The following is a 25,846-nucleotide window of genomic DNA, read 5'->3' as shown; positions in this document are numbered from 1 at the left end:
GTTCCTTGCAGCATATCTTCTTCCATTTTTTATTGTTCTGCTTCTATTTCTCACGGCACTTTGATTTAAACAGGAGTTTAGAAAATAAATATTTGCTTATTAGTTTTAAATCATTAAATAACACAACCATTTCCAAGAGGGACACATGACCGCAAAACCCACCCAAACCCTGATTCGCATCCTGCTCGCCACCCTGTCTCTCTCCGCAGCCACTGCCACCTACGCCGCACAGTGCCCGCTGATTCCCGATGGCAATGCCACTCTGGAAGAGTCCGAGAGGGCTGCACTGCTCAGCGAGTTCAAGTTCGAGGCGCTGGACAAGGAATTGGCCCGCAAGCACAAGAAGAATCTTTCTTCCTCGGGCGGGGACTTGTTGACCATGCGGGATATGCTGGGACTGCAGCAACTGAGCCTGCAGGAAGAGAACGTGATGCGCATGTGGGCGGATCAGCAGCCCAAGTCGTTCTTTGCCCAGCTCAATGCGGGCCTCTATTACGGCAACAAGGCATTTGGCGCCCGTGGCGAGGCGCCGGCCTCCAGGGTGACGGGCAGCCAGTGGAACAATGTCAAGCAGCTCAGCGCGAAGGCCCAGCCGTATCTGCAAAAGGCCATGGTGCTGGATGCCCGCTCGGCCTTGCCGCAGACGATGCTGATTGGATTGGCCGCGATGGAAAACCAGGTGGGTGGACGTACTGCGGCGCAGTGGCTGCAGGCGGCCGATCAGGCCGATCCCAAGAACCTGGCGGCCCGCGTCAATGCCCTCAATTACCTGAGCCCGCGCTGGGGCGGGTCCTTGGAGGGCCTGGACCAGATGGTGTCACAGGCCGTGAAGTCGCTGCCTTCGGCCAGCGCCAGCTATCTCCAATACAACCTGGTGCTTGCCAAGGCCAGCCATTACGAAGTCATGGAGAAGGACAAGAGCAAGGCCCAGGCCCTCTACAAACAGGCCAAGGACATGTGCGAAAACTCGGAGGCCGCACGGGCGGGCATGGTCAGGACGTACCAGTAATCAGGAAACAAGGCAGGCCCAAAGGCCTGCCTTGTTTTATCGCCCACAGCCTGCGGGCACACACACCCTCAAAACGTCGCCGAAGGCAGATCCTGCCGACTGAACACCAGCGACACCTTGGCTTCTTCCGGAATGGGCGGCAGTGAAGCATCCCATTGCTGCCAGGCTGCGCGTAGCTCGGCCAGGCGCTGGGGCTCGCGGTCGCGCAGGTTGGCGCGTTCGCGCGGGTCCTGGGCGACGTTGAAGAGGTACTCCACGCCTTCGATCTGCAGGTATTTCCAGTCGCCGCGCACCAGGGCGCGCTGGGCGCGGTGCTTCATGCGCCAGCACAGGTCTCGCTCGGGGTTCCAGGCGCCATCGTCCATGAGGGGCAGCAGGCTGATGCCGTCCAGCGGGTAGTCGGCGTGGCCGTGCACGCCGGCGGCGGCCAGGAAGGTGGCTGACCAGTCCATGGTCAGGTTGGGGGTGTCGCTGACGGCGCCTGCCGGCATGCGGTCAGGCCAGCGCGCCACCAGGGGCACGCGGATGCCGCCTTCGAGCAGGTCCATCTTCTGGCCGATGAAGGGCCAGTTGTTGGAGAAGCGTTCGCCGCCGTTGTCGCTGGTGAAGACGATGAGCGTGTTCTCGGCCATGCCCTTTTTCTCGAGCGCGTCCAGCACCCAGCCAATGCCTTCGTCCATGTGGTGGATCATGCGCTGGTAGGTCTCGATGGTGCCGCCGTCGGTGTGCTTGCCGAAGCCGCCGATGCGCCGCGATTCCTCCAGGTCGTCGCGCGTGAGCCAGGGCCAGTGCGGGGCGCTGTAGTGCAGGGACAGGTAGAAGGGCTTGTCGGCCGTCTGGCGCTCGACGAAGTCCACGGCGCGGCGGCTCAGCAGGTCGGTGAGGTAGCCCTCTTCCTCGTGCGGCTCCTCGTTGATCCAGAAGTCGGGGCGGCCACGCGGGTCGCAGTGGGCGAAGTAGTCGGCGCCGCCTGCGTGAAAGCCGTAGAACTCCTCGTAGCCCGACATGCGCGGGCCGAAATGCGGCGGGTAGCCCAGGTGCCATTTGCCGACCAGGGCGGTGGCGTAGCCGGCGTCGCGCAGCAGCGAGGCCACGGTGGGATGGTCGGGCGGCAGGCCCAGCACCTTGTCGCCGTGGACGCTGGCAATCGGCTCCTCGGCCGCGCCGCGCAGGCGGTACTGCCAGCGGCCCGTGGCCAGCGCAAAGCGCGTGGGCGAGCACACGGCCGAGTTGGAATAGCCACGCGTGAAGCGCATGCCCTGCGCGGCCATGGCGTCCAGGCGGGGCGAGACATCGGTGGCGCGGCTGTGCGCATCGCGCGCGCCCGTGCAGCCGAGGTCGGCATAGCCGAGGTCATCGGCCAGGATGAAGATCAGATTGGGGCGCTGGGTTGCCATGGGAGCCAGAAGACAGTGGATGCGTTGGGAAAGGGAGTATCGCCAAAACGGCGGTGCCTCAGGGCCACAGGCCCTAGTGGCGGCTTCAGTCGTTGGTCAGGTGGATGCGCTTGACCAGGGCGGCCCACTGCGCGGACTGTCCCTTGGCGCGCGCCTGGGCCTCGGCCACGGTGGAGCCGACCATCTCGATGTCCAGGGCCTTGGCGCGCTCCTTTTGCTCGGGCGCGCGGATGGCCTCGTTCATGGCGTCGACAAAGCGCTTTTGCACGGCGGGCGGCACGCCCTTGGGCGCGGCCAGCAGGATCCAGAAGGTGCCGTCGAACTCGGGAAAGCCCGATTCGGCAATGGTAGGCAGCTCGGGCGCCAGCGCCGAGCGCGTCTTGCCCGAGGTGGCCAGGGCGATCAGCTTGCCGCTCTGGACCTGGGGGAAGACCGTGGGGCCGGCCAGGAAGCCGCAGTCCACCTGGCCGCCCAGCAGGTCCTGCATGGCCGGCGCGGGGCCCTTGTAGGGTACGTGGACCATCTTGGCGCCCGAAGTGGCCAGCAGCGATTCCATGACCAGGTGGCCCGGCGAGCCCGCCCCGCCCGAGGCATAGGTCAGCTCGCGCGTCTTGCTGGCGGCCACCATGTCCTTGACGGACTTGAAGCCCGTGCCCGGGCTGCAGACCAGGGTCTGCGAGAAGCGCGCAGCCACGACCAGGGTTTCCAGAGCGTCGGCCTTGTAGCCCATGTTCTTGTAGACATGGGGGTTGACGGTGAGCACGGGGTCCATGGCCCACAGCCAGGTGTAGCCATCGGGCGCGGAGCGCGCGACCTCGGCCGCGCCGATGTTGCCGTTGGCGCCCGGCTTGTTGTCCACGACCACGGCCTGGCCCAGCGCGGCCTGCATGGCGGCGGCCACGGGGCGCAGCGAGATGTCGGACGGGCCGGCCGGCGGATTGGGCACGACGATGCGTATGGGCCTGGCCTTGGGCCATTCCTGGGCCAGGGCGGGCGCCGCGCACAGCACGGCGGCGGTCAGGGCCACGGCGGCACGCGCCATTGCTGCGAGGGGGCTGGGCATACTTGTCTCCTTGTCGTTGTCTTGCGGCCAATGTACGCAGGCCGCAGACAATGCATCTAATCCATCATCCCTAGCGTAAACCCGAAACCGGCCCGCGAGCCCATGACCGACCTCCACCGCTGGCGCCACCCCGCCGTGCTCGACGACATGTTCCTCTACCACTTGGCGCGGCTGCAGGCGGCCGCTGGCAGCCGCGTGGTGCGCCTGTGCGAGGGCCGCTACGGCATCACGCGGCGCGAGTGGCGCATGCTCTGCCTGCTGGCCGAGGCCGGGCAGCTGCAGCCCTCGCAGCTGGCCGAGCAGGCGCAGCTGGACCGCACGCGCACCTCGCGCGCGGTCACGGCGCTGCTGGCCAAGGGGCTGTTGTGGAAAGAGAGCCAGGTGGGCGATGCGCGCCGCGCGCTGCTGCGCCTGAGCGACACGGGCCGCGCCCTGCATGCCGAGCTGTTCCCGCAGGTGCAGGCCATCAACCGCGAGCTCATGGACGCCGTGCCCGAGCCCGAGCTGCAGGCCATGGCCAGCGCCTTTGCCCGCATCCGCACGCGGGCGCGGGAGCTGGAGGCCAGCAGCCCGCCGCCCAAGGCGCCGCGCAACCGCAGGAAACCGGCAGCGCCCTGAAGCCAAGGTCCAGAAGGTCAATCACCCCTGCAGGTACACCACATGCGTGTGCGTGTACTCGTACAGGCCGTGCTTGCCGTCGGCCCCGCCCACGCCGGACTTGCGCACGCCCGCGTGGAAGCCCTGCATGGCCTCGAAGTTCTCGCGGTTGATGTAGGTCTCCCCGAAGTCGATCTCGCGCATGGCCTGCATGGCCTTGGACAGGTCGCGCGTGTACAGCGACGAGGTCAGGCCGTATTCGCAGTCGTTGGCCAGGGCGATGGCCTCGTCCAGGTCCTCCACCACCTGGATGGGCAGCACGGGGCCGAAGATTTCCTTGCGCATGATCTCCATGCCGGCATGGCAGCCGGCCAGCACCGTGGGCTGGAAGTGAAAGCCCGCGCCCAGGTCTGCGGCCTGCCCGCCCGTGACCAGTTGCGCGCCGTCGGCGATGGCCTGGCGCACCTTGGCCTGCACGCTGTCCAGGCCCTTTTGGTTGATCAGCGGGCCCATTTCCACGTCGGGCCGCGCAATCGGGTCGCCGTAGCGCGTGGCTGCCATGGCCTGGGCGATGCGGGCCGTGAACTCGTCGGCCACCTGGCGCTGCACGTAGACGCGTTCGGCGCAGTTGCAGACCTGCCCGGTGTTGGTGATGCGCGAGTCGCGGATGGCGCGCACGGCCAGGTCCAGGTCGGCATCGGCCAGCACGATGGCCGGGGCCTTGCCGCCCAGCTCCAGGTTGAGCTTGGTGATGTGGGGCGCGGCGGCTGCGGCGATGCGCTCGCCCGTGGCCACGCTGCCCGTGAAGCTGACCATGTCCACGCCCGCATGCCCGGCCAGCGCAGCGCCCGTGCCGCCCTGGCCATAGACCACGTTGAACACGCCGGCCGGCAGCTCGCACTGGGCCAGCAGCTCGGTGAAGGCATGGCAGTTGATGGGCGTTTCCTCGCTGGGCTTGATGACGATGGTGTTGCCCGTGAGCAGGGCCGGCGCCATCTTGCGGGCGATCAGGAAGAAGGGAAAGTTCCAGGGCAGGATGCCCGCGACCACGCCCAGTGGCTTGCGCAGCAAAAAGATCTGCTCGTTGGCCCGGTCGCTGGTGATGACCTCGCCCTCGATGCGGCGCGCCCATTCGGCCATGTAGTCCAGATAGTCGGCGGTGAAGTTCACCTCCACCTCGGCCAGGCCCAGGACCTTGCCCTGCTCCTCGGTGATGGTGCGCGCAATGCGCGCGGCGTTGTCGCGGATGCGGGCCGCCACGCGGCGCAGGTACTGCGCGCGCTCCACGGCCGGGCGGCGCGCCCAGGCTTTGTGGGCGCCGCGCGCAGCGGCAATGGCGCGGTCCACATCGGCCTGGCTGGACAGGGGCGAGCGCGCCAGCACCGCGCCCGTGGCGGGGTTGGTCACCTCATGCAGTTCGGCGCTGTCGGTGAAGCTGCCGGCGATGAAATTGCGCAGCACGGGAAGGGATGCCATGGAGTTCTCCTTGGGTTCAGTAGGTGCGGGATGCAGGGGCCGCCTGGTCCGTGGCTTGCGTGGCGCGATAGCGACCCAGGTTGGCCAGCGCGGCCTGGCGCAGCAGGCTGATGTCTATGCCCACGGCGATGAAGCGGCAGCCCCAGTCCGCATAGCGGCGCGCATCTTCCTCGCGCGGCGCGAGGATGCCGCAGGCCTTGCCGGCGGCCAGCGTGGCCTGGACGGTGCGGCGTATGGCCTCCTGCACCTCGCCCTGGCTGGCGTCGCCCGCATGGCCCATGCCCGTGGACAGGTCGGCCGGGCCGATGAAGACGGCGTCCACGCCCTCGACGGCCGCAATCTCGGCCGCATGGGCCACGCCCCGGGGCGACTCGATCTGCACGATCAGGCACAGCTGTTCATGCGCCGTGCGGATGTAGTCGGGCACAGCATCCCAGCGCGTGGCCCGCGTCAGGCCGCCGCCCACACCGCGCACGCCGTGGGGCGGGTAGCGCATGGCGCGCACCAGCTCGCGCGCCTGTTCGGCCGTCTCCACCATGGGCACCATCAGCGTCTGCACGCCCACGTCCAGCAGTTGCTTGATGAGCACGGTGTCGCCCTGCACGGCACGCACCACCGGGTGCGTGGCGTAGGGCGCCACGGCCTGCAGCTGGCCCAGCAGCGTGGGCACGGTGTTGGGGGCATGCTCGCCATCGACCAGCATCCAGTCGTAGCCCGTGGTGGCGATGATCTCGGCCGCATAGGGCGTGGCAAAGCCGGCCCAGATGCCGTACAGCGGCTCGGCGCGCCGCAGCGCGGCCTTGAAGGGGTTGGCAGGCAGTTGCATGGCGGGCTCCTTCAGTGCGTGTACGGGCGGTGCAGGGCGCACTCGGGATTGAGCTCCACGCCGAAGCCAGGCCTGTCCAGCGCCGACAGGCGCATGCGGCCGTTGACGGGCACGGGCTCGCCCAGCAGCTGCGGGTGGAACATGGGCACGACCTCGTCGGCCTTGGGGGCCATCATCAGGAACTCGGCAAACGGGCTGTTGTGGCGCGTGGCCACGAAGTGATAGCTGTAGACGCTGGAGCCATGCGGGATGACCAGGGCTTGGTGGGCATCGGCCAGGGCCGAGATCTTGAGCAGCTCGGTAATGCCGCCGCACCAGCCCACGTCGGGCTGGATGATGTCGCAGCAGCCCATCTCCAGCAGCTGGCGAAAGCCCCAGCGCGTGGCCTCGTGCTCGCCCGTGGTCACCAGCATGCCGGTGGGCACGTTCTTGCGCAGGGCCGCGTAGCCCCAGTAGTCGTCGGGCGGCAGGGCCTCCTCGATCCACTTGAGGCCATGGGCCTGCGCACCCTGGGCCAGGCGCGTGGCGTAGTTCACGTCCAGGCTCATCCAGCAGTCCAGCATGAGCCAGAAGTCCGGGCCCACGCGCTCGCGCATGGTGGCCAGCTCCTGCAGGTTGCGGCGCAGCCCTTCCTCGCCCTCGGCCGGGCCGTGGTGCAGCGGCATCTTGCCGCCGATGAAGCCCATCTTCTGCGCCAGGTCGGGCCGCGCGCCCGTGGCGTAGAACTGCAGCTCGTCGCGCACGGCGCCGCCCAGCAGCTGGTGCACGGGCTCGCCGCGCACCTTGCCCAGCAGGTCCCACAGCGCCAGGTCCACGCCGGAGATGGTGTTGATGACGATGCCCTTGCGGCCGTAGTACAGCGTGGACAGGTACATCTGGTCCCAGATGCGCTCGATGTCGGTGACCCGGGCGCCTTCGAGGAAACGCGCCAGGTGCTTTTCGACGATGTAGGCCGCAGGCTCGCCGCCCGTGGTCACGGCAAAGCCCACGCGCCCGGCGCTGTCCTCGATCTCCACCACCAGCGTGCCCAGCACGTTGATGCCGAAGCTGCGGCGGCTTTGCCGGTACTCGGGGTACTTGGCCATGGGCGTGGCGATGTGGTCGTCGATCCAGTGGCCGTCGGACTGGTCGTGGTAGTCGGCGCCGCCGCCCTTGAGCGTGAAGGCGCGCACCTGCTTGATGGTGGGGATCTGTGTCATGGGATGGTTCTGCTCCGTGTGCAAGTGGTTCAGGCGGCCGACGGTGCGGCCAAGGCCGGCGCCAGGCGTGCGCGCACGCCCAGCACCAGGGCCGCAGCCAGCAGCGTGGTGCCGGCCAGCAGGTACAGGCCGGCCGCCGGGGAGTGGAAAAAGCCCTCGGCCCAGTTCTTGACGATGGGGGCGATGAAACCGCCCACGGCGCCGAGGGAGTTGATGAAGGCGATGCCGCCAGCGGCCGCAGCGCCGGCCAGCGTGTTGGCGGGAAAGGTCCAGAACACGGGCTGCACGGCGATGAAGCCGGCCGCCGCCAGGCACAGCGCGGCCACACCCAGCAGGGGGCTGGAGAAACTCACCGATGCAGCCATGCCCACGGCAGCCATCACCAGCGTCAGGCTGGCGATGCCGCGCGGCTGGCCTGTTCGCTCGGCATGGCCCGGAATCCACCAGGCGGCCAGCAGCGCGCACAGCCAGGGAATGGCCGAGACCACGCCCACCAGCAGGCCCACCTTGGTGCCCAGCAGGCCCGCCACCTGGCTGGGCAGGTAGAACACCACGCCATAGACGCTGGCCTGGATCAGCAGGTAGATCAGCGCCAGGTAGAGCACGCGCGGCTGGCACAGCGCGGCCAGCAGGCTGTGGCCGTGGCTGCCCTTGGCGCGCTCTTCGCTGTCGAGGATGTCCTGCAGCAGCGCCTTGTCCTCGCGGCTGAGCCAGGTGGCGTCGGCGGGGCGGTTGTCCAGGTGGAAATACGCCCAGATGCCCACGGCCACGGCCATCAGCCCCTCCACCGCGAACAGCCACTGCCAGCCGTGCCAGCCACCCATGCCGTCCAGCTCCAGCAGCAGGCCCGACAGCGGGCTGCCGAAGATGAAGGCCAGCGGCGCGCCGAAGTAGAAAAAGCCCATGGCCTGCGCGCGGTGCGCCGCCGGGAACCAGTAGGTCAGGTACAGGATGACGCCGGGGAAGAACCCCGCCTCGGCCACGCCCAGCAAAAAGCGCAGCACGTAGAACGTGGTCTGGTCGTGGGCGAACATCATGGCCGCCGACACCAGGCCCCAGGTGACCATGATCCGGCACATCCACATGCGTGCGCCCACGCGGTGCATGATCAGGTTGCTGGGCACTTCCAGCAGCGCATAGCCTGCGAAGAACACGCCCGCGCCAAAGGCGAAGGCCGCATCGCTGATGCCGGTGTCGGCCTGGAAGGCCACCTTGGCAAAGCCCACGTTGGCCCGGTCCAGGAAGGCCATGATGTACATGAGCAGCAAAAAGGGCAGCAGGCGCCAGGAGATCCTGGCGAGCAGGGGAGCGGGGAGTTTTTTCATGACTTTCCTTGCAGGCAATGAGAGGCCATCACGCCCGGTCGTCCGGAGCGCTGAAGGCGTGCTTTGTGAAGGTGCGAGCGCGGCCGCGGCGTTGGTGCCGGCCGCGTCTGCGCGTCATGAAACAGGCGATGGGCTGTGCATGTCTTGTCTCCTGGATTGGGTCTGTTTTTTCTTGTCGCAGGGCCAATGTACGGCGCATGATCGATGCTCAACAAATCGAATTTCGGTCACATCCGATACCTTGCGCTTATGCCTGCGAATACGCCCGAATCCGCTCCGCCCGTGCTGCACCGCAGCCTGCTCAACCGTCTGCGCTACAAGCACCTGCACATGCTGGTGGCGCTGGGATCGAGCCTGAACCTGCACCGCGCATCGCTGAGCCTGGCCATGTCCCAGCCTGCGGCCACGCGCATGCTGCGCGAGATCGAGGACATGTTCGGCTGCCAGCTCTTCGAGCGCCTGCCGCGCGGCATGCGGCCCACGGCGCTGGGCGCGCAGCTGGTGCGCTTTGCCGAGGCTTCGCTCAACAGCCTGGACCGCTGCGCCGAGGACCTGGCCGCGCGCCGCCAGGGCGGCTACGGCTACCTGTCCATCGGCACCATCATGGGCGCCGCACCCGACCTGGTGATGACGGCCGTGGCGCGCATGAAGGCGCAAAGCCCGCAGCTGCGCCTGCGCATCATGGGCGACACCAGCGACCAGATCCTTCGCCTGCTGGACCAGCGCCGCATCGACATGGCCATTGCGCGGCGCAGCCCTGCGGCCCACAGCAGCAGCTACAGCTTCGAGGAACTGGGCAACGAGCGGCTGCTGGTCGTCGTGCGCAGCGGCCATCCGCTGACACGCCGGCGCAAGCTGGGCTGGCAAGAGCTTGTCGGCGACTGGCCCTGGATACTGCAGCCGGCCACCAGCCCCGCGCGCATCGCGCTCGACCAGCTGCTGCAGCGCCTGGAGCTGCCCGTGCCCGCCGACATCATCGAATGCAGCTCGGTGTACTCCATGCAGCAACTGGTGCAGCTGACCGATGCCGTGATGCTGCTGTCCGAATCCGCGCTCAAGGACTATCTGCGCATGGGCCTGGTCAGGGCTCTGCCGGTCTGCATCGACGTGCCCATGGCGCCCTTCGGCATCCTCACCCGCACCGACGACGCGCCCACGCAGGAGCAGCAGCGCTTCATCGCGCTGCTGCGTGCGCAGGCCCGGGGGCTGGCTCAGGCGGGGTGAGCCAGCACCTGCCCCATCGCGGCCTGGAACCTCGGATCGAGCATGGCGCTGACGTTGCAGCGCGACCAGCGCGAGACGGCCGAGGGATCGACATGGAAGACACGGCCCGGCGCCATGCTGAGCTTGCGCGGCACCAGTTGCTCGGCCAGCCGCAGCGAGTCCTGCACACCTGGGAAGGCCACCCACAGGTACAGGCTTTGCGGGCTGCGCGCAAAGACCTCGCAGCCGTGGGCATCGAGCCAGCCCAGCGCCTGGGCCGTGGCCTGGCCCAGCTTGTGGCGCAGGCGCACCAGGTGGCGCTCGTAGTGGCCTTCGCGCAGCATCACGTCCACCATGCGCTCGCAGTACTCGGAGCCGCTGACGTGGATCAGCGCCTTGAGGTCGGCCAGGTCGCTGGCCAGCGCATCGTTGCAGGCGATGAAGCCCACGCGCAGCGCGGCCGAGAAGGACTTGGAGAAGCTGCCGATGTAGATGGTGCGCTCCAGCTGGTCCAGCGTGGACAGGCGCACGGCCGAGGTGGGCTTGAAGTCGGCCAGCGGATCGTCCTCGACGATGAGCAGGTTGTGGCGCTCGGCCAGCTGCAGCACCTTGTAGGCCTTGGCGGCCGAGATGTCCGAGCCCGTGGGATTGTGGGCCAGCGACTGCGTGAAGAACAGGCGCGGCCGGTGCTGGGCCAGCAGTGATTCGAGCGCGGCCACGTCGGGCCCGTCGGCCAGGCGCGGCACGCCGACCACATGGGCGCCGGCCAGCCTGAGCTTGCCGAACAGCGGGTAGTAGCCGGGCTCGTCCACGAGCACGGTGGCGCCCGGCGGCACGAAGTAGCGGATGACCAGGTCCATGGCCTCGTTGGCGCCATGGGTCAGCACCAGCTGGCCCGGCGTGGCCTGCAGGCCGAAGTCACCCAGCTTGCGCACCAGGCTGTCGCGCAGCGGCGCATAGCCGTAGCGGCTGCCGTAGCGGAACAGCGATCCCAGCCCCGTGCGCACCACCTTCTGGTGGTAGCGGTCCAGCCGCATGTCGGCCAGCCATTCCACGGGCGGAAAGCCGTCGCCCACGCCCACGCAGTCGGGCTGGGTCTTGAGCTGCTCGCGCATCAGCCAGACGATGTCCATGGCGCGGCCCAGCTGGCCCGCGTCCTCATCGGTGCGCTGGGCACCGCGGCCCGAGCCCAGCACGTAAAAGCCCGAGCCCCGGCGCGGCTCCACGATGCCGCGCGAGACCAGCAGGTCGAAGGCCGAGACCACGGTGTTCTTGGCATAGCGGTGCAGCTGCGCCAGCTCGCGCAGCGAAGGCAGCTTGTCGCCGGGGCGGTACACGCCGTCGGCGATCTGCTGGCCGATCAGGTCGGCCAGCTTCTCGGCAATGGGGGCCGAGCGCCCTCTGGTGTCTGCCATGCGCCCTCCGTTCATGTTGCAGTGCGATGGTACTGTTCCCCGAAACTGTACCTTTTGAAAGCGGTACAGTTTTCCTACAGTCCGGCGACCAGAGTTTTGATTCGAGGAGATGTCTTCCATGGTTGCCGATTCGCGACTGCCCAATTTCCGCGCCCTCACACCGGCCCAGCGCCGGGATTTCCTGGCCGATGCCTGCGGCCTGTCCGATGCCGAGCGCGCCCTGCTCGCTGCCCCCGGTGCCCTGCCCCTGGCGCTGGCCGACGGCATGATCGAGAACGTGTTCGGCAGCTTCGAGCTGCCGCTGGGCGTGGCCGGCAACTTCCGCGTCAACGGCCGCGACGTGCTGGTGCCCATGGCGGTGGAGGAGCCCTCGGTGGTGGCCGCCGCCTCGTACATGGCCAAGCTGGCGCGCGAGGACGGGGGCTTTCAGACCTCAAGCACGCTGCCGCTGATGCGCGCCCAGGTCCAGGTGCTGGGCGTGACCGATCCACACGGCGCGCGCCTGGCCGTGCTGCAGGCGCGTGCGCAGATCATCGAGCGCGCCAACAGCCGCGACAAGGTGCTGATCGGCCTGGGCGGCGGCTGCAAGGACATCGAGGTCCATGTCTTCCCCGACACGCCGCGCGGCCCCATGCTGGTGGTCCACCTGATCGTGGACGTGCGCGACGCCATGGGCGCCAACACCGTCAACACCATGGCCGAATCGGTGGCGCCCCTGGTCGAGAAGATCACGGGCGGCAGCGTGCGGCTGCGCATCCTGTCCAACCTGGCCGACCTGCGGCTGGCCCGCGCCCGCGTGCGGCTCACGCCGCAGACCCTGGCCACGCAGGATCGCAGCGGCGAGGAGATCATCGAAGGCGTGCTGGACGCCTATACCTTCGCGGCCATCGACCCCTACCGCGCGGCCACGCACAACAAGGGAATCATGAACGGCATCGACCCCGTCATCGTGGCCACGGGCAACGACTGGCGCGCGGTCGAGGCCGGCGCCCATGCCTATGCCAGCCGCAGCGGCAGCTACACCTCGCTGACGCGCTGGGAAAAGGATGCCGGCGGCGCCCTGGTCGGCAGCATCGAGCTGCCCATGCCGGTGGGCCTTGTCGGCGGCGCCACCAAGACCCATCCGCTGGCACGCCTGGCGCTGAAGATCATGGACCTGCAGTCCGCCCAGCAGCTGGGCGAGATCGCCGCCGCCGTGGGCCTGGCGCAGAACCTGGGCGCCCTGCGCGCCCTGGCCACCGAAGGCATTCAGCGCGGCCACATGGCCCTGCACGCCCGCAACATCGCCCTGGTGGCCGGCGCCACGGGCGACGAGGTCGATGCCGTGGCGCGCCAGCTGGCCGCCGAGCACGACGTGCGCACCGACCGCGCGCTGGAAGTGCTGGCCGCGCTGCGCGCCAGGGCCTGACCAGCGCGCGGCCACACAAACAAAAACCCAAGGAGACACACATGACAAGCAAGGATCCCGCCGACTGGCGGCTGGCCGAGGTCTGGGGCGACACCGTGGACCTGCGCCACCTGGCCTGGGCGATTGCCATCGGCACCGGCATCAGCGTGCTGGGCTTCTACCTGGCCAGCCGCTGGCTGGTCACGGTGGTCGAGTCGCGCCAGTTGGCCCACGCCTACGCCATGCTCGCGGGCCTGGCCGGCTGCGTGATCGCCGGCGTGATCTGCGCACGCGCCTTTGCGCCCAAGCGGGAAGTGACCGAGCTGGACACCTCGAACGACCCCGAATGGCGCCGCGAAGTACTGGAGGAACTGGCGCGCCAGCCCGGAGGCCTGGGCACGGTGCAGGACCTGCCGCCCGCCGTGGTGCAGGAACTCAAGGAGCTCAAGCTCTACGAGCTGTTTGCCGACAAGGCCGGGAGGGCATGAAATGGAAGCCCTGCTGACCAATGACATCGCCGTCGCAGCCGCCATGGGACTGATAGGCGCCGTGGTGTTCGCCGCCATCGGCCTGGTCTCCGGAACGGACGAGACCACCACGCTGGCCCCGCTCACCCTGCTGGTGGTGCTGCTGGGCGTGCCACCTGCGGGCGTATTCACCTTCTTCCTGGCGGGCGCCGTGGCCAAGCACATGACGCATGCCGTGCCCACGGCGCTGCTGGGCATTCCCGGCGACACGCTGGCCACGCCGCTGCTGCAGGACGCCAACATGCTGCGCAAGCTGGGCGTGCCCCACATCGCGCTGCGCAAGATGGTCTCGGGCGGCATCGTCGCGGCCTTTGTCGCCGTGCCGCTGGCCGTGCTGTTCGCCGTGATGCTAGCGCCCTTCGGCAGCATGATCACCAAGACGGCGCCCTGGATCTTCCTGGCCGCCGCCCTCCTCATCGCCTACTTCTCGGCGGGGCGCTGGGCCTCGGTCATGCTGCTGATTCCGTTCGTGGTCGTCATCATTGCGCTGCAAAGCCTCACCGCCAAATACGAGGTCAAGCTCAGCATCAGCTACTTCCTGGGCATTGCCATCGGGCCGCTGATCGCCGACCTGTTCACCGTGATCTCGCCGGCCGGCCGCCAGCGCATGCTGCGCGACAAGGTGCGCCAGTTCAACCTGGCGCCCGACGTGAAGGGCTGGTCGGGCTACTTCCCCAACCCGCTCAAGGTGCTGGACCGCGTGCAGACGCGCTGGACCCTGGCCACGGCCACCATCTCCAGCGCCACCTTCGTCTTCAGCCCCGTGGCCATGACCGTGGTGCTGGGCGAGCTGGTGGGCTCGCGCATCAAGCATGCCTACCACCGCCTGACCACGGTGCTGAGCGCGCGCAACGGCGTGACCGAGGCCACCTACATCGCCGAGGCGCTGATCCCGCTGATCGCCTTCGGCCTGCCGCTGAGCCCCGTGGCCGCCGGCCCCGCCGCGCCGCTGTTCAACGCGCCGCCGCGCTTCACCGTCGATGCCGCCACGGGCCAGGTGAACAACCTGCACAACCTGCTCAGCCACTGGGAGTTCCTGGGCTACGGCATGCTGGCCGTGCTGCTGGCGGCCCTCGTGTCCTACCCCTTCGCCATGAACTTCGCGCGCAGCGCGGCGCTGTTCGTCTCGCGCCGGGTCAGCCACGAGGCCATCATCGCCACCTTCGTGGGCCTGATCATCGTCATCAGCGTCTGGGAAGGCCAGTTGCTGGGCCTGCTCGTGATCCTGACCATGGGCCTGCTCGGCGGCCTGCTGTCGCGCGGCTTCGGCTTCAACACCGGCGTGCAGTTCATGGGCTACTACACGGCCGTGCTGAGCGTGCCGGCGCTGGTGAAGCTGTTCTGATTTTTGCGCCGCAAGGGTCAGAACATTCTGAGATTTGGGGGCAGCGCCGCACCCGCCGCCCACAAGGTCCGAGGCCGTTGCCATACTGGGTCACCGAGGCCGCCGCACCGCTGGCGGCCTCTTCCTTTGTGTCTGGCTTTGTGTCTGTCGTTCCTGCGAGGTGCCCATGGGTCTGGCCCTGGTTCAAAGTCGTGCGCTGCTGGGGCTGGCCGCCCCGCGTGTCACCGTGGAAGTGCATCTGGCCAACGGCCTGCCGTCGTTCACGCTGGTGGGTCTGGCCGATGTCGAGGTCAAGGAAGCGCGTGAACGCGTGCGCTCGGCGCTGCTGAACTCCGGGCTGGAGTTCCCGAGCAACAAACGCATCATCGTCAACCTGGCGCCCGCCGACCTGCCCAAGGATTCGGGGCGCTTCGACCTGCCGATTGCGCTGGGCATTCTCGCGGCCAGCGGCCAGATCAATGGCGATGCGCTGGCCGACTACGAATTCGCAGGCGAGCTGTCGCTGTCGGGCGCCCTGCGGCCCGTGCGCGGCGCGCTGGCCACGGCCCTGGCCCTGCACCGCCAGCAGGACGGCGCCCGCTTGGTCCTGCCGCCGGGCAGCGCGCAGGAGGCGGCCTTCGTGCCATCGGCCCAGGTGTTCTGCGCGCACCACCTGCTGGACGTGGTGCGCCGCTTCATCACACGCTCGGCCAATGCCCTGGTGCAGACGGAGCAGGAAACGGACGATGCCTGCTGCAGCGACGAAAGCGAGGACACCGGCGAGATCGACGAAACCGACGAAACCGACGCCTTGCCGGCAGCAGGCGACACCCAGACATGCTCCGGCCCGGGCTGGCATGCGGTGCAGCCGCAGCCCGCCGCCCCAGTGCGCAGCAGCCTGGACCTGGCCGAGGTGCGCGGCCAGGCGCAGGCGCGGCGCGCGCTGGAAATCGCTGCGGCCGGAGGCCACGGCCTGCTGCTGGTGGGGCCGCCGGGCTCGGGCAAGTCCATGCTGGCCCAGCGCTTTGCCGACCTGCTGCCGCCCATGAGCGATGACGAGGCGCTGGAGGCCGCCGCCATCGCCAGCCTGGCCGGCCGCTTCACGCCGGAGCGCTGGCGCCAGCGCCCCACGGCCAGCCCGCACCACACGGCCAGCGCCGTGGCCCTGGTCGGAGGAGGCTCGCCACCGCGCCCCGGCGAGATTTCGCAGTCCCACCACGGCGTGCTCTTCCTCGATGAATTTCCCGAGTTCGCGCGCAGTGCGCTGGAGGCGCTGCGCGAGCCGCTGGAGACCGGCCAGATCACCATCGCCAGAGCCGCCCAGCGCTGCGAATTTCCCGCGCGCTTTCAGCTCGTCGCGGCCATGAATCCCTGCCCCTGCGGCCATTGGGGGTCGACGGTGCAGCGCTGCCGCTGCACGCCCGACAAGGTGGCGCGCTACCAGGCGCGCATCAGCGGCCCGCTGCTGGATCGCATCGACCTGCATGTGGAAGTTGGCGCCCTGCCCCCGCAGGAGCTGCTGGCCGCGCGCTCGGGCGAAACCAGCGAGGCCGTGCGCGAGCGCGTGGTCCAGGCCCGCGCGCTGGCCGTGCAGCGCCAGGGGAGCGCCAACCACCAGCTCCAGGGCCAGGCCCTGGACGACCACCTGGGCCTCTCGCCCGAGGCCCTGGCCTTCGCCCACAAGGCCGCCGCACGCCTGGGCTGGTCGGCCCGCAGCACCCACCGCGCGCTCAAGGTGGCGCGCACCATTGCCGACTTGGCCGGTAGCGCGGCAGTGGAGACGGGGCATGTGGCCGAGGCCATGCAGTATCGGAGGGTGTTGCGGTTGCCGTCATGAGGTTCTGCGTTGGACGCGGTTGCCTGGTTTGTTGGATCTGTTTCTGAAATTCCGAAATTTCCACTTGAATGAGACGAAGTACTCCTGAATTTCGGAATATTGGAAATTGTTTTGAAAGTTCCCGAAGAAATCCTAGAATTTCGGAATATCAGAAATAAGGCCGATCCATCCATGCCGTCTTCCACGCTCATGAACGGCCCGCAGCAGGAGCCCCTGCAGCCCGCGGCCGTGGTCATCGCTGACCTGTCCGGGCTCGGCGCCCAGATCCGCGCCATGCGCAAGGCCCAGCAACTGCGCATCGATGACACGGCAGCCCTGTGTGGCGTGTCGCTGGATCTGCTCTCCCGTCTGGAGAACGGCAAGGGCGGCGTGGGCTCCGACAAGCTGCTGGCCGTACTCGACGGGCTGGGCCTGGCCATGGTCATCGCGCCCAAGCAGGACGCCCTGATGGCACGACTTCCACGGGCCTGAAGCGCACATGGCCACGCCGCCGTCGCTTTCGCTTTCGCTGTGGAACGATGTCGGCACGCACGTGGCCGATGTGACCCACGACCCGCACAACGATCTTTGGGGACTGCGGTATGCGCCTGCATGGCTGGAGCAGGAACGGCCTTTCTACCTGGCGCCCTGCCTGCCGCTGGCCGCTCCCGAAGGGGGCTACGACTCGCGCTCCATCCGGCGTTTCATCGAGAACCTGCTGCCCGAAGGCGCGGCGCTGGATGTGGTGGCCAGAAGTCAGGGCATAGGCAAGGGCAACATCTTCGGTCTGATACGCGCCCTCGGCGCCGAGACCACCGGGGCTTTCCGGTTTCAGGCCGACGGCAGCAAGCCCGATCCCCAGGCCGCCAATGCCGCTCGCCCCATATCGACAGCCGAACTCGCCCAACGCATTGCAGACCGAGACACACGCCCTTTCATCGAGTGGGATGGCAAAGTGCGCATGTCGGTGGCCGGCTACCAGGACAAGCTGCCCGTGCACGTGGAAGGCGAGAGCGTGCAGGAAGGCACCATCTTCCTTCCCGACAACGTTCCGTCCACCCACATCCTCAAACCCCAGCCGCGCGACAGCGCGATGCCGCACATGGTGGTGAACGAGCATTTCTGCATGCGCCTGGCAGCGGCCATGCGCTTGCCGGCAGCCGAGGTGCAGATGCTGCACGTGCCACAGCCGGTGCTGGCAGTCAGGCGCTTTGACCGTGTGCGGCAGGCGCCGCAAAGGCGGGTCCTGCGCACCCACATCATCGATGCATGCCAAGCGGGCGATCTGCCCGTCAGCTACAAGTACGAGCACCACATCGGCAGCGTGGGAGATGCCCGGCTATACCGCGACGGCATGAGCTTTCCCCGGCTGTTCGGTCTACTGGAGCACTCGGTGGCGAAGGCTGCGGACAAGCTGGCAATGATCCGATGGGCGCTGTTCCAGATACTGATCGGCAATGGCGACGCACATGGCAAGAACTTCTCCTTCCACGTGCTGCCGCAGGGCCTGGCGACCGCACCCTGGTACGACCTCGTCAGCGTAGCCCAGTATCCCGATGTGTCCCAGGACCTGGCCATGGCCTTCGGCGACTGCTTTGCGCTGGAGGAACTCACACCCTTCGAGTTTGCGCATTTCGCGCACCTGTGTGCGATAGACCGCAGGCTGCTCGCACGTGAAGCCCAGCGCATGGCCAAGGCAGCCCCTGTTGCGGCGGCCAAGGTTCTGCGCGAATCGCCTTACACGCCAGAAGAACACGCCTTCGCCCAGCGCATCGCCGCCTATGCGACCACCCAGGCCCAAAGACTGGTGGACATCGCCCAGAAGGCAGCAGCATTGCCTTCCGACCTGTTCTGAGTTTCAGGCAGACGCTGCCGGGACGGCTTCCATGCCCAGGGCCTCTTCGCCCTGCACACCCTCGATCCCCAACACCTCCACGCACGCATGCAGCGCAGGCGACCAGCCCTGGCGCGCGGGCACGACGAACCAGGTTTCCACGCGGGCGACTTCCTGGGCGAGTGCGCCGGGCAGGGCCGTGATGTGCACGCCGAAGCGGTGCTGCTGGGCCTGGACCACGCTGCGCGGCAGCAGGCCATAGCCCATGCCGGCGGCCACGCAGCCGAGGATGGCGTCCAGCGATCCCATTTCCATGATGCGTGCCGCCACGCCGCGCGCGGCCAGCAGCAGTTCGATGCGCTGGCGGTAGCTGCAGCCCTGGCGGAAGGCCAGGAAGGGCACGGCGCTGAGCTGGGCGGCATCGGGAAAGCGCGGCAGCGCGAAGGCGGTGACCAGCACCAGCTCCTCCTCGAAGACGCGCCAGCCCTGCAGGCGGGACTGGGGCGGCATGCCCGAGACGAAGGCGCAGTCCAGGCGCCCGGCAAGCAGGTCGGCCAGCAGCTCGGCCGTGGTGGCCGTGCGCAGCTCCAGGTCCAGGCCGGGCTGGGCCTGGTGCAGGCGCGCCAGCAGCGGCGGCAGGCGCAGCGCGGCCGTGGTTTCCATGGAGCCTATGCGCAGCGCGCCGGCGGCCCGGGAGCTGCCCTGCAGCAGGGCCAGCGCCTCGTCATGGTCGGCCAGCATGCGCCGCGCGTATTGCTCCAGCAGGCGGCCGGCAGGCGTGGCGTGCACGGGCGCGCTGCGCTCCAGCAGTTGCACGCCGGCCTCGTCCTCGAGCTTTTTCACATGGGCCGTCACGTTGGACTGCACGGTGTGCAGTTGCTGGGCGGCGGCGCCGAAGCTGCCGCTGTCGCAGACGGCCAGGAACATGCGCAGGGACTTCAGTTGCATCGCGGCTCCAGTGACATCCATCTTCAATCGAGATTGACGCCATCATTTTGAATCATTGGACATGATGGGCGGCAGCGCCTAATGTATGCCCATCCTCCCCGCATGGCGCCCACTCCGTGATCCAACGCAACGAAACTTCCCTGCTGCTGACCGGCTTCATGGCCACGCTCAGCGGCGTCGGCCTGGCGCGCTTTGCCTACACGGCGCTGATGCCGCAGATGGTGCATGCCGGCTGGTTCAGCGGCGAGCAGGTGGCTTACCTGGGCGCGGCCAACCTGCTGGGCTATCTGATCGGTGCGCTGGCCGCCGCGCCGCTGGCCGAACGCCTGGGCGCGCTGCGCGTGCTGCTGTGGTGCTGGGTGGCCCTGGCGCTGAGCTTTGCGGCCTGCGCCTGGCCGCTGCCCATGCCCTGGTTCTTTGCCTGGCGCTGCATCTCGGGCATTGGCGGCGCCATCCTGATGGTGCTGGGCCCCTCCGTGGCCCTGGCGGCCACCCCCCTGCAGCGGCGTGCGGCCCTGGGGCCGCTGATGTTCTGCGGCATAGGCGCCGGCGCCCTGCTGTCGGCCACGCTGATACCGCTGCTGGCGCGGCAGAGCCTGGGCGCCGTCTGGTGGGCGCTGGCGGCGGTCTGCGCCTGGGCCGGCTGGCTGGGCTGGCGCCATGTGCGGCGGCTGCCGGCGCCTGCGCCCATTGCCATCACGCCCCATGCCCGGCCCGTGCCCGCCGCCCCCCTGTGGACGCTGCCCGTGGTGCTGGTGATGCTGGCCTATATGACGGACGCCTTCGGCTTTGTGCCGCACACGGTGTTCTGGGTGGACTACCTGGCGCGCGAGCTGCAGTTGGGCGATGCCTACGCCTCCACGCAGTGGGCCGTGTTCGGCCTGGGCGCCATTGCCGGGCCGCTGGTGGCCTCGCTGTGCGCCACGCGCTTTGGCTGGTGGGGCACGACCACGGGCGCCTATGCGGTCAAGACCCTGGCCATTGCCATGCCGCTGTTCTGGGTGGGATTTGCGGGGCATGCGACCTCGTCCTTCCTGGTGGGCGCCCTGTCGCCGGGCATGGCGGCCATCACCTCGGGCTACCTGATGCAGCTGATCGGCCCCGCGCAGCACAAGCGCATGTGGGGCTATGCCACGGCGGCCTTTGCGCTGATGCAGGCCGTGTCGGGGTATTTCATGGCCTGGAGCTATGCGGGCCTGGGCTCGTACCAGCGCCTGTTCGTCATCGGCAGCGTGTCGCTGCTGCTGGGCACGCTGATGATCGCCGCCAGCCGCGCCAGCGCGCGCCGGCAGGCTGCCGCATGAGTGCGCGGATTCGAGACAGGAAACAAGGAGTCGTATGAGCACCGAAAAGACCGCGTGGATGGCCCGCCTGGGCATGCGCCATCCCATCATCCAGGCCCCCATGGCCGGCACGTCCACGCCCGCGCTGGCGGCAGCCGTCACCGAGGCCGGCGGCCTGGGCTCGCTGGGCATTGGCGCCAGCGGCACGGAGCAGGCACGCCAGCAGATCGTGCAGACGCGCGCGCTGACCTCGGGCGCCTTCAACGTGAACCTGTTCTGCCACCGGCCGGCCCGGGCCGATGCGCAGCGCGAGGCCGCCTGGCTGGCCCATCTGGCGCCCGAGTTCGCGCGCTTCGGCGCCAAGCCGCCGGCCGGCCTGAACGAGATCTACGCCACCGCCGTCGGCAACGCGGCGCTGCAGGCCATGCTGCTGCAGGAGCGGCCTGCCGTGGTGAGCTTTCATTTCGGGCTGCCTGAGCAGGGCTTCATCGACGCGCTGCGCGCGGCCGGCGTCGTGACCCTGGCCAGCGCCACGTCGCTGGACGAGGCGCGCCAGGTGGAGCAGGCCGGTGTCGATGCCATCGTGGCCCAGGGCGTGGAGGCCGGGGGGCACCGCGGCACGTTCGATCCCGCGCAGGACCGCATGATGGGCACCTTCGCCCTGGTGCGCGTGCTGGCGCGCAACACGGCCCTGCCCGTAATCGCGGCCGGCGGCATCATGGATGGCGAAGGCATTGCGGCCGCGCTGGGCCTGGGCGCCTGTGCGGCGCAGCTGGGCACGGCCTTCATCCTCTGCCCTGAATCGTCCGCCAGCCCCGCCTTCCGTGCCGAGCTGCGCAGCGAACGCGCCCACCACACAGGCATCACCGCCGCCATCTCGGGCCGGCCGGCGCGCGGCATGGTCAACCGGCTGCATGCGCTGGGCGCCAGCCATGGCCAGCCCCTGCCCGACTATCCGCGCGTCTACGACGCAGGCAAGGCCCTGCACCAGGCGGCGTCCGCCCAAGGCAGCTCCGACTACGCAGCCCACTGGGCCGGCCAGGGTGCGCCGCTGGCGCGCGAGATGCCGGCCGCTGCGCTGGTGCAAACGCTGGCCGGCGAATTGGCGAGTGCTCAGGCAGGCCGCTAGAGCGTGTTATCCACTAAAGTGCCGCCAGCCCCTGCTCCAGGTCGGCGATGAGGTCGCGCGGCGACTCCAGGCCGATGTGCAGGCGCACCACGGGCCCGCGCGCACTCCAGTCGGTGACGCTGCGCGCATGCGCCATGTGCGCGGCCGTCGCCAGGCTTTCGTAGCCGCCCCAGGAGGCGCCGATGCCGAAGAGGCGCAGGCCGTCGATGAAGCGGTCCACGGCGGCCTCGGCGGTGCCGGGCTGCAGCTCCAGCGACACCAGGCCGTTCGTGCCCTGGCAGTCGCGCAGCCACAGCGCATGGCCGGGATGCGTGGGCAGCGCGGGGCAGAACACGGTGGCCACGGCCGGGTGCTGCTGCAGCCAGTGCGCCACCTCCAGCGCATGCGCCTCGTGCATCTGCAACCGTGCGGCCAGCGAGCGCATGCCGCGCAGCACCAGCCAGGCATCGTCGGGGCTGACCGCCATGCCGAAGGCATCGCAGCGCGCCGCCAGCGGCTCCCAGGCGGCCTCGGTGGTGGCCACGGTGCCCATCATCACGTCGGAGTGGCCCGACAGGTACTTGGTGGCTGCCATCACCGAGACATCGGCCCCCAGCGCCAGCGGCCGGTACTGGCAGCCCGACCCCCAGGTGTTGTCGGCCACGACCAGGGCGCCGCGCGCATGGGCCATGGCCGCCAGCGCGGGCAGGTCGCACATCTCGTAGACCAGGGAGCCCGGGCATTCGGCATAGACCATGCGGGTGTTGGGGCGCATGCGCGCCTGGGCGTCGCTGCCATCGGCCGCGAAGAAGTCGTACTCGATGCCGTAGGGCCGCAGCCATTGCCCGGCCAGGTGGCGCACAGGCTGGTAGGCGCTGTCGGTCAGCAGCACATGGTCGCCGGGGCGCAGGTAGCTGAGCAGGGCCATGCCGATGGCCGCCAGGCCGGTGGGCAGCAGCCGCGTGCGGTGGGCGCCTTCCAGCTCGCTGACGGCGTCTTCCAGCGCAAAGCCGGTGGGCGTGCCGCGCGCACCGTAGCTGAAGATGCGCTCGCCGGCGCGGCGCTCGCGCATCTCGCGCTGCTGTGCCGTGCTCTCGAACAGCACGGTGCTGGCGCGCACCAGGGGCGGGTTGACGGCCGTGCCGCCCGCATAGGCCGGGCGCTTGCCCGCATGCAGCAGCCGGGTCTGCAGGTCCAGCGCGGGGGCGCCAGGGGCCGATGAGCCAGGCAAGGGGGCGTGTTCGGCAGCCATCAGTCGATCTTCGCGCCCGAGAGCTTGACCACGCGCGACCAGCGCTCCATGTCCTGGCGCAGCTGGGCGGCAAAGGCCTCGGGCGTATTGGCCACGACTTCGCTGCCGCCATCGACGACCAGCTTGGTCACTTCCGGCAGTTGCAGGGTGCGCACGATGGCGTCGTGCAAGAAGGCCACGCGCTCGGGCGGCGTGCCGGCGGGTGCGAAGAAGCCGTACCAGTCCTCGAAGCGCGCATTGCGCAGGCCCAGTTCCTCCAGCGTGGGCACCTTGCCGAACACGCCGATGCGGCGCGGGCTGGTGACGGCCAACGCACGCACCTGGCCCGCCTGGATCATGCCGGCCACGGACGAGGTGGAGGTGATCAGCACATCGACCTGCTGGCCCAGCAGATCGTTGATGGCCGGCCCCGCGCCCTTGTAGGGCACATGGGTCATGGGCACGCCGTTTTCCTTGGACAGCACCACGCCCACCAGGTGCGACAGCGTGCCGTTGCCGGGCGTGGCATAGGTGACGCGGCCCGGCTCGCCCTTGCTGCGCGCCACCAGGTCGGCAAAGCTCTTGAGGGGCGAGGCCGAGGCCACCACGATGGCCAGCGGCGCCGCGTTGATCTGCGTGATGGGCACGAAGTTCTTGAGCGGATCGAAGCCCGGCGCGCTGTAGAGCGCGGGGTTCACCGCCATCAGCGAGACCTGGCCCGTGAGCACGGTGTAGCCGTCGGGCTTGGCCTCGGCCACGGCCTTGGCGCCGATGTTGCCGCCTGCACCGCCCCGGTTTTCCACCACGGAGGGCTGGCCCGTGGCCTCGGTCAGGCGCGTGGTGACCCAGCGTGTGCTGGCGTCGTTGCCGCCGCCCGGCGGGAAGGGCGAGATGAAGCGGATCGGCTGGGCCGGATAGCCGTTGCGCGCAGCCAGCGGCTCGGCCGTGGCCTGCGAGAGCATGGCCAGGGCCGCGAGGCTGGCGGCCAGCATCCTGGCCAGGTTGAGGATTGCGAACATGTCTTGTCTCCTGTCGTTATGTGATCTGATTTATGTCGCTCTACGGCAAGTCAGCGATATATGGCGCTGCCTTTGCAACTGACGTGACTTTGGCCAGGGGCACCAAGCAAGGGCCGCCCCCGCAGCGAGGGTGCCGTCCCCCTCCCGCGCAGCGAGAGAGAGGGGGAAGCGGCGAAGCCGCTCAGGGGGAGCTTCATGCACTCGGCAGGCGGAAGGCGGCCAGTTCCTGCGCGTCCAGTTGGGGCACCAGGCCCGTCTCCCAGGCCAGGTAGCGGCGTGCCGCTTCCTTGTTGCCATCGTGGCGGTCGTGCACGAAGAACAGGTAGTCGATGCACTCGGCGTCGGTGGGGCTGTCGGGCGTGGCCTGCACCGGCAGGCCGGCCTGCTGCCATGCGGCCAGGCCGCCTTCGAGCAGCAGCGGCGCGGCGCCCTGCAGCTCCAGCGCGGCCCATTGCGCCATGCCGGGCTCGTCGGCCACCAGCACGATCTGGCGCGTCTCGCCGGCCAGATCGCTGGCAAGACACGGGCGGATGGACCAGCGGGCCCCGGCGATGTGGCCTGCGCGGTACTTCATGCCCGCGCGCAGATCGACCACGGCCACCTCGCCCTGGCGCATGCGCTCATGCAGGGCCTGCGCCGTGATGCCTGCCAGTGCGGGGGCCTGGGGCAGCTGGGCCGGTGCCAGGTCCAGGCCGCTGTGCAGGCCGCCCCGCAGCACGCAGGCGTCATGGCCGAGCTGGCGCAGCCAGCTGGCCACCACGGGGGCGCGCACGCCATCGCTGTCGAACAGCACCAGGCGCGCACCGCGCACGCCCACGTACTGGTCGCCGGCCTGCATGAGCTGGCCGCCGGGCGTGTGCTGGGCACCGGGCAGCGAACCGGCCTTGAATTCCTCGGGCGTGCGCACATCGCACAGGAACAGCGTGCGCGCAGCATCCTGGCTCCAGGTGCGCACGGTGTCGGCATCGACCTCGGGCACGTCGAAGCGTTCGGCCAGGGCGCGGGCCTGGGCCTGCAGCGCGCTGCTGGCCGAGTCGTCGCCATAGCGCTGCGTTCCGCCGTGCTCCAGCGGCAGGTCGGCCAGGTACCAGCCCTGGGTGCCGTTCTCCAGCGCGTAGACGGGGTTGGGAATGCCCAGGTTGATCAAGGTCTGCGCGCCGATGATGGAGCGCGTGCGGCCCGCGCAATTGACCACGATGGGCGTGGCCGCATCGGGCACCAGGCGGCTCACGCGCAGCGCCAGCTCGCCATTGGGGCAGCAGATGGCGCCGGGGATGTTCATCTTGTGGAACTCGGAGACGGGCCGGCCGTCCAGCACCACCAGGGGCAGGCCCGCCGCCTGGCGCGCCGCCAGCTGCTGGGCCGTGATGCGCGGCGTGCCGTAGGCGTGTTCGGCCAGTTCGCCAAAGGTCTTGGAAGGCAGGTTCACGCCGGCGAACAGCGTGTAGCCCGCAGCGCTCCAGGCCTTGGCACCGCCTTCGAGCACGGCGACCCGGGTGTAGCCCAGGGCTTCGAGGCGGCGCGCGGCGCGCTCGGCCACGCCCGCGCTGGCATCGCCCTCGCCACCGTCGTAGGTGACGACGCGCACCTGCCTGCGCGGCACCAGGCGGGGCACATCCAGCTCCAGCCGGCTGTAGGGCAGGGGCGTGGCGTAGAACAGGTGCGACTCGCCGTACTGGCCGTGCTCGCGCACGTCGAGCAGCGCGATCTCCTGGCCGTCGTGCAGCCAGGATTTTAGGGTGTGGGCGTCAATGGATGCGGTCATTGCATGCGGTCCGGGAAAAAGATCGGCAAGGAATTTCGGGCAAAGCCCTTCCACGCGCGCCCCGTGGGGCGCGCTGCGGCATGGACAGTGAAAA

The 25,846-nt window shown here is 69.0% G+C and carries 22 protein-coding genes; 11 read left to right on the top strand and 11 right to left on the bottom strand.

The annotated features are described in order from the left end of the window. Nucleotides 1-145: 145 nt before the first annotated feature. Nucleotides 146-1,009: a DUF4034 domain-containing protein gene (locus DACI_RS01485; RefSeq protein ID WP_012202236.1), complete on the top strand. Its 864-nt coding sequence runs from the start codon at nt 146-148 to the stop codon at nt 1,007-1,009. Between the two features lie 68 nt (nt 1,010-1,077). Here the strand turns inward: DACI_RS01485 and DACI_RS01480 are convergent, their stop codons facing one another. After that, the gene (locus DACI_RS01480) at nt 1,078-2,406 is read right to left on the bottom strand and encodes a sulfatase family protein (protein WP_012202235.1); all 1,329 of its coding nucleotides are present in this window, start codon (nt 2,404-2,406) and stop codon (nt 1,078-1,080) included. Between the two features lie 85 nt (nt 2,407-2,491). Then, complete coding sequence (locus DACI_RS01475; protein WP_012202234.1) at nt 2,492-3,469, bottom strand: tripartite tricarboxylate transporter substrate binding protein; 978 nt, start codon at nt 3,467-3,469, stop codon at nt 2,492-2,494. 102 nt (nt 3,470-3,571) lie between these two features. Between DACI_RS01475 and DACI_RS01470 the strand changes: the two genes are divergently transcribed. After that, nucleotides 3,572-4,087, top strand: coding sequence for a MarR family winged helix-turn-helix transcriptional regulator (locus DACI_RS01470; RefSeq protein WP_012202233.1), 516 nt, complete (start codon nt 3,572-3,574; stop codon nt 4,085-4,087). A gap of 21 nt (nt 4,088-4,108) precedes the next feature. On the opposite strand, the gene aldA is transcribed toward DACI_RS01470, so the two are convergent. Genes aldA through DACI_RS01450 form a run of 4 tightly spaced genes read right to left on the bottom strand, consistent with a single transcriptional unit; the run spans nt 4,109 to nt 8,892 of the window. Beyond that, the gene (aldA, locus tag DACI_RS01465) at nt 4,109-5,542 is read right to left on the bottom strand and encodes an aldehyde dehydrogenase (RefSeq protein ID WP_012202232.1); all 1,434 of its coding nucleotides are present in this window, start codon (nt 5,540-5,542) and stop codon (nt 4,109-4,111) included. A gap of 16 nt (nt 5,543-5,558) precedes the next feature. Next, nucleotides 5,559-6,368 (bottom strand): HpcH/HpaI aldolase family protein, encoded by an 810-nt coding sequence (locus DACI_RS01460; protein WP_012202231.1) that lies wholly within the window; start codon nt 6,366-6,368, stop codon nt 5,559-5,561. A gap of 11 nt (nt 6,369-6,379) precedes the next feature. Beyond that, complete coding sequence (rhmD, locus tag DACI_RS01455) at nt 6,380-7,567, bottom strand: L-rhamnonate dehydratase (protein WP_016452099.1); 1,188 nt, start codon at nt 7,565-7,567, stop codon at nt 6,380-6,382. A gap of 29 nt (nt 7,568-7,596) precedes the next feature. Beyond that, nucleotides 7,597-8,892 carry an MFS transporter gene (locus tag DACI_RS01450; RefSeq protein ID WP_013800166.1) on the bottom strand — a complete coding sequence of 432 codons (1,296 nt, stop codon included), beginning with the start codon at nt 8,890-8,892 and terminating at the stop codon, nt 7,597-7,599. Between the two features lie 249 nt (nt 8,893-9,141). Here DACI_RS01450 and DACI_RS01445 point away from each other — a divergent pair, with 249 nt between their 5' ends. After that, nucleotides 9,142-10,116 (top strand): LysR family transcriptional regulator, encoded by a 975-nt coding sequence (locus DACI_RS01445; protein WP_179217976.1) that lies wholly within the window; start codon nt 9,142-9,144, stop codon nt 10,114-10,116. Here the strand turns inward: DACI_RS01445 and DACI_RS01440 are convergent. Next, nucleotides 10,104-11,510, bottom strand: coding sequence for an aminotransferase-like domain-containing protein (locus DACI_RS01440; RefSeq protein WP_012202227.1), 1,407 nt, complete (start codon nt 11,508-11,510; stop codon nt 10,104-10,106). The two genes, DACI_RS01445 and DACI_RS01440, sit on opposite strands and share 13 nt — an antisense overlap. A 118-nt stretch (nt 11,511-11,628) precedes the next feature. Here DACI_RS01440 and DACI_RS01435 point away from each other — a divergent pair, with 118 nt between their 5' ends. The 6 genes from DACI_RS01435 to DACI_RS01410 all read left to right on the top strand — a co-directional run bounded on the left by DACI_RS01435 (nt 11,629) and on the right by DACI_RS01410 (nt 18,419). After that, nucleotides 11,629-12,918 (top strand): hydroxymethylglutaryl-CoA reductase, degradative, encoded by a 1,290-nt coding sequence (locus tag DACI_RS01435; RefSeq protein ID WP_012202226.1) that lies wholly within the window; start codon nt 11,629-11,631, stop codon nt 12,916-12,918. A gap of 41 nt (nt 12,919-12,959) precedes the next feature. Beyond that, nucleotides 12,960-13,385 carry a hypothetical protein gene (locus DACI_RS01430; RefSeq protein WP_012202225.1) on the top strand — a complete coding sequence of 142 codons (426 nt, stop codon included), beginning with the start codon at nt 12,960-12,962 and terminating at the stop codon, nt 13,383-13,385. A gap of 1 nt (nt 13,386) precedes the next feature. Then, nucleotides 13,387-14,769 carry a tripartite tricarboxylate transporter permease gene (locus tag DACI_RS01425; protein WP_012202224.1) on the top strand — a complete coding sequence of 461 codons (1,383 nt, stop codon included), beginning with the start codon at nt 13,387-13,389 and terminating at the stop codon, nt 14,767-14,769. Between the two features lie 166 nt (nt 14,770-14,935). Then, on the top strand, nt 14,936-16,585 hold the full coding sequence (locus DACI_RS01420) for a YifB family Mg chelatase-like AAA ATPase (protein ID WP_012202223.1): 1,650 nt from the start codon (nt 14,936-14,938) through the stop codon (nt 16,583-16,585). A gap of 171 nt (nt 16,586-16,756) precedes the next feature. Then, entirely contained in the window at nt 16,757-17,056 is a 300-nt protein-coding gene (locus tag DACI_RS01415; protein WP_012202222.1) for a helix-turn-helix domain-containing protein, read from the top strand. A 7-nt stretch (nt 17,057-17,063) separates the two neighbouring features. Next, complete coding sequence (locus tag DACI_RS01410) at nt 17,064-18,419, top strand: HipA domain-containing protein (RefSeq protein WP_012202221.1); 1,356 nt, start codon at nt 17,064-17,066, stop codon at nt 18,417-18,419. A 3-nt stretch (nt 18,420-18,422) separates the two neighbouring features. Here the strand turns inward: DACI_RS01410 and DACI_RS01405 are convergent, their stop codons facing one another. After that, nucleotides 18,423-19,346, bottom strand: coding sequence for a LysR family transcriptional regulator (locus DACI_RS01405; protein ID WP_012202220.1), 924 nt, complete (start codon nt 19,344-19,346; stop codon nt 18,423-18,425). A gap of 116 nt (nt 19,347-19,462) precedes the next feature. Between DACI_RS01405 and DACI_RS01400 the strand changes: the two genes are divergently transcribed. Next, nucleotides 19,463-20,650, top strand: coding sequence for a YbfB/YjiJ family MFS transporter (locus DACI_RS01400; RefSeq protein WP_012202219.1), 1,188 nt, complete (start codon nt 19,463-19,465; stop codon nt 20,648-20,650). Nucleotides 20,651-20,684: 34 nt separating this feature from the next. Beyond that, nucleotides 20,685-21,758 (top strand): NAD(P)H-dependent flavin oxidoreductase, encoded by a 1,074-nt coding sequence (locus tag DACI_RS01395; RefSeq protein WP_012202218.1) that lies wholly within the window; start codon nt 20,685-20,687, stop codon nt 21,756-21,758. A 13-nt stretch (nt 21,759-21,771) separates the two neighbouring features. Here the strand turns inward: DACI_RS01395 and metC are convergent, their stop codons facing one another. The 3 genes from metC to DACI_RS01380 form a co-directional block, all read right to left on the bottom strand. Further along, nucleotides 21,772-22,989 carry a cystathionine beta-lyase gene (metC, locus tag DACI_RS01390; RefSeq protein ID WP_012202217.1) on the bottom strand — a complete coding sequence of 406 codons (1,218 nt, stop codon included), beginning with the start codon at nt 22,987-22,989 and terminating at the stop codon, nt 21,772-21,774. Next, nucleotides 22,989-23,987 (bottom strand): Bug family tripartite tricarboxylate transporter substrate binding protein, encoded by a 999-nt coding sequence (locus tag DACI_RS01385; RefSeq protein ID WP_012202216.1) that lies wholly within the window; start codon nt 23,985-23,987, stop codon nt 22,989-22,991. Before DACI_RS01385 ends, metC begins: the two co-directional genes overlap by 1 nt. Before the next feature lie 193 nt (nt 23,988-24,180). After that, a complete protein-coding gene (locus DACI_RS01380; protein ID WP_012202215.1) occupies nt 24,181-25,752 on the bottom strand; it encodes a rhodanese-like domain-containing protein in 1,572 nt (523 codons plus the stop codon). Nucleotides 25,753-25,846 lie beyond the last annotated feature (94 nt).

Source organism: Delftia acidovorans SPH-1, assembly GCF_000018665.1.
GTDB lineage: Bacteria > Pseudomonadota > Gammaproteobacteria > Burkholderiales > Burkholderiaceae_C > Comamonas > Comamonas acidovorans.
This window is presented reverse-complemented; position numbering and strand designations above follow the sequence as displayed.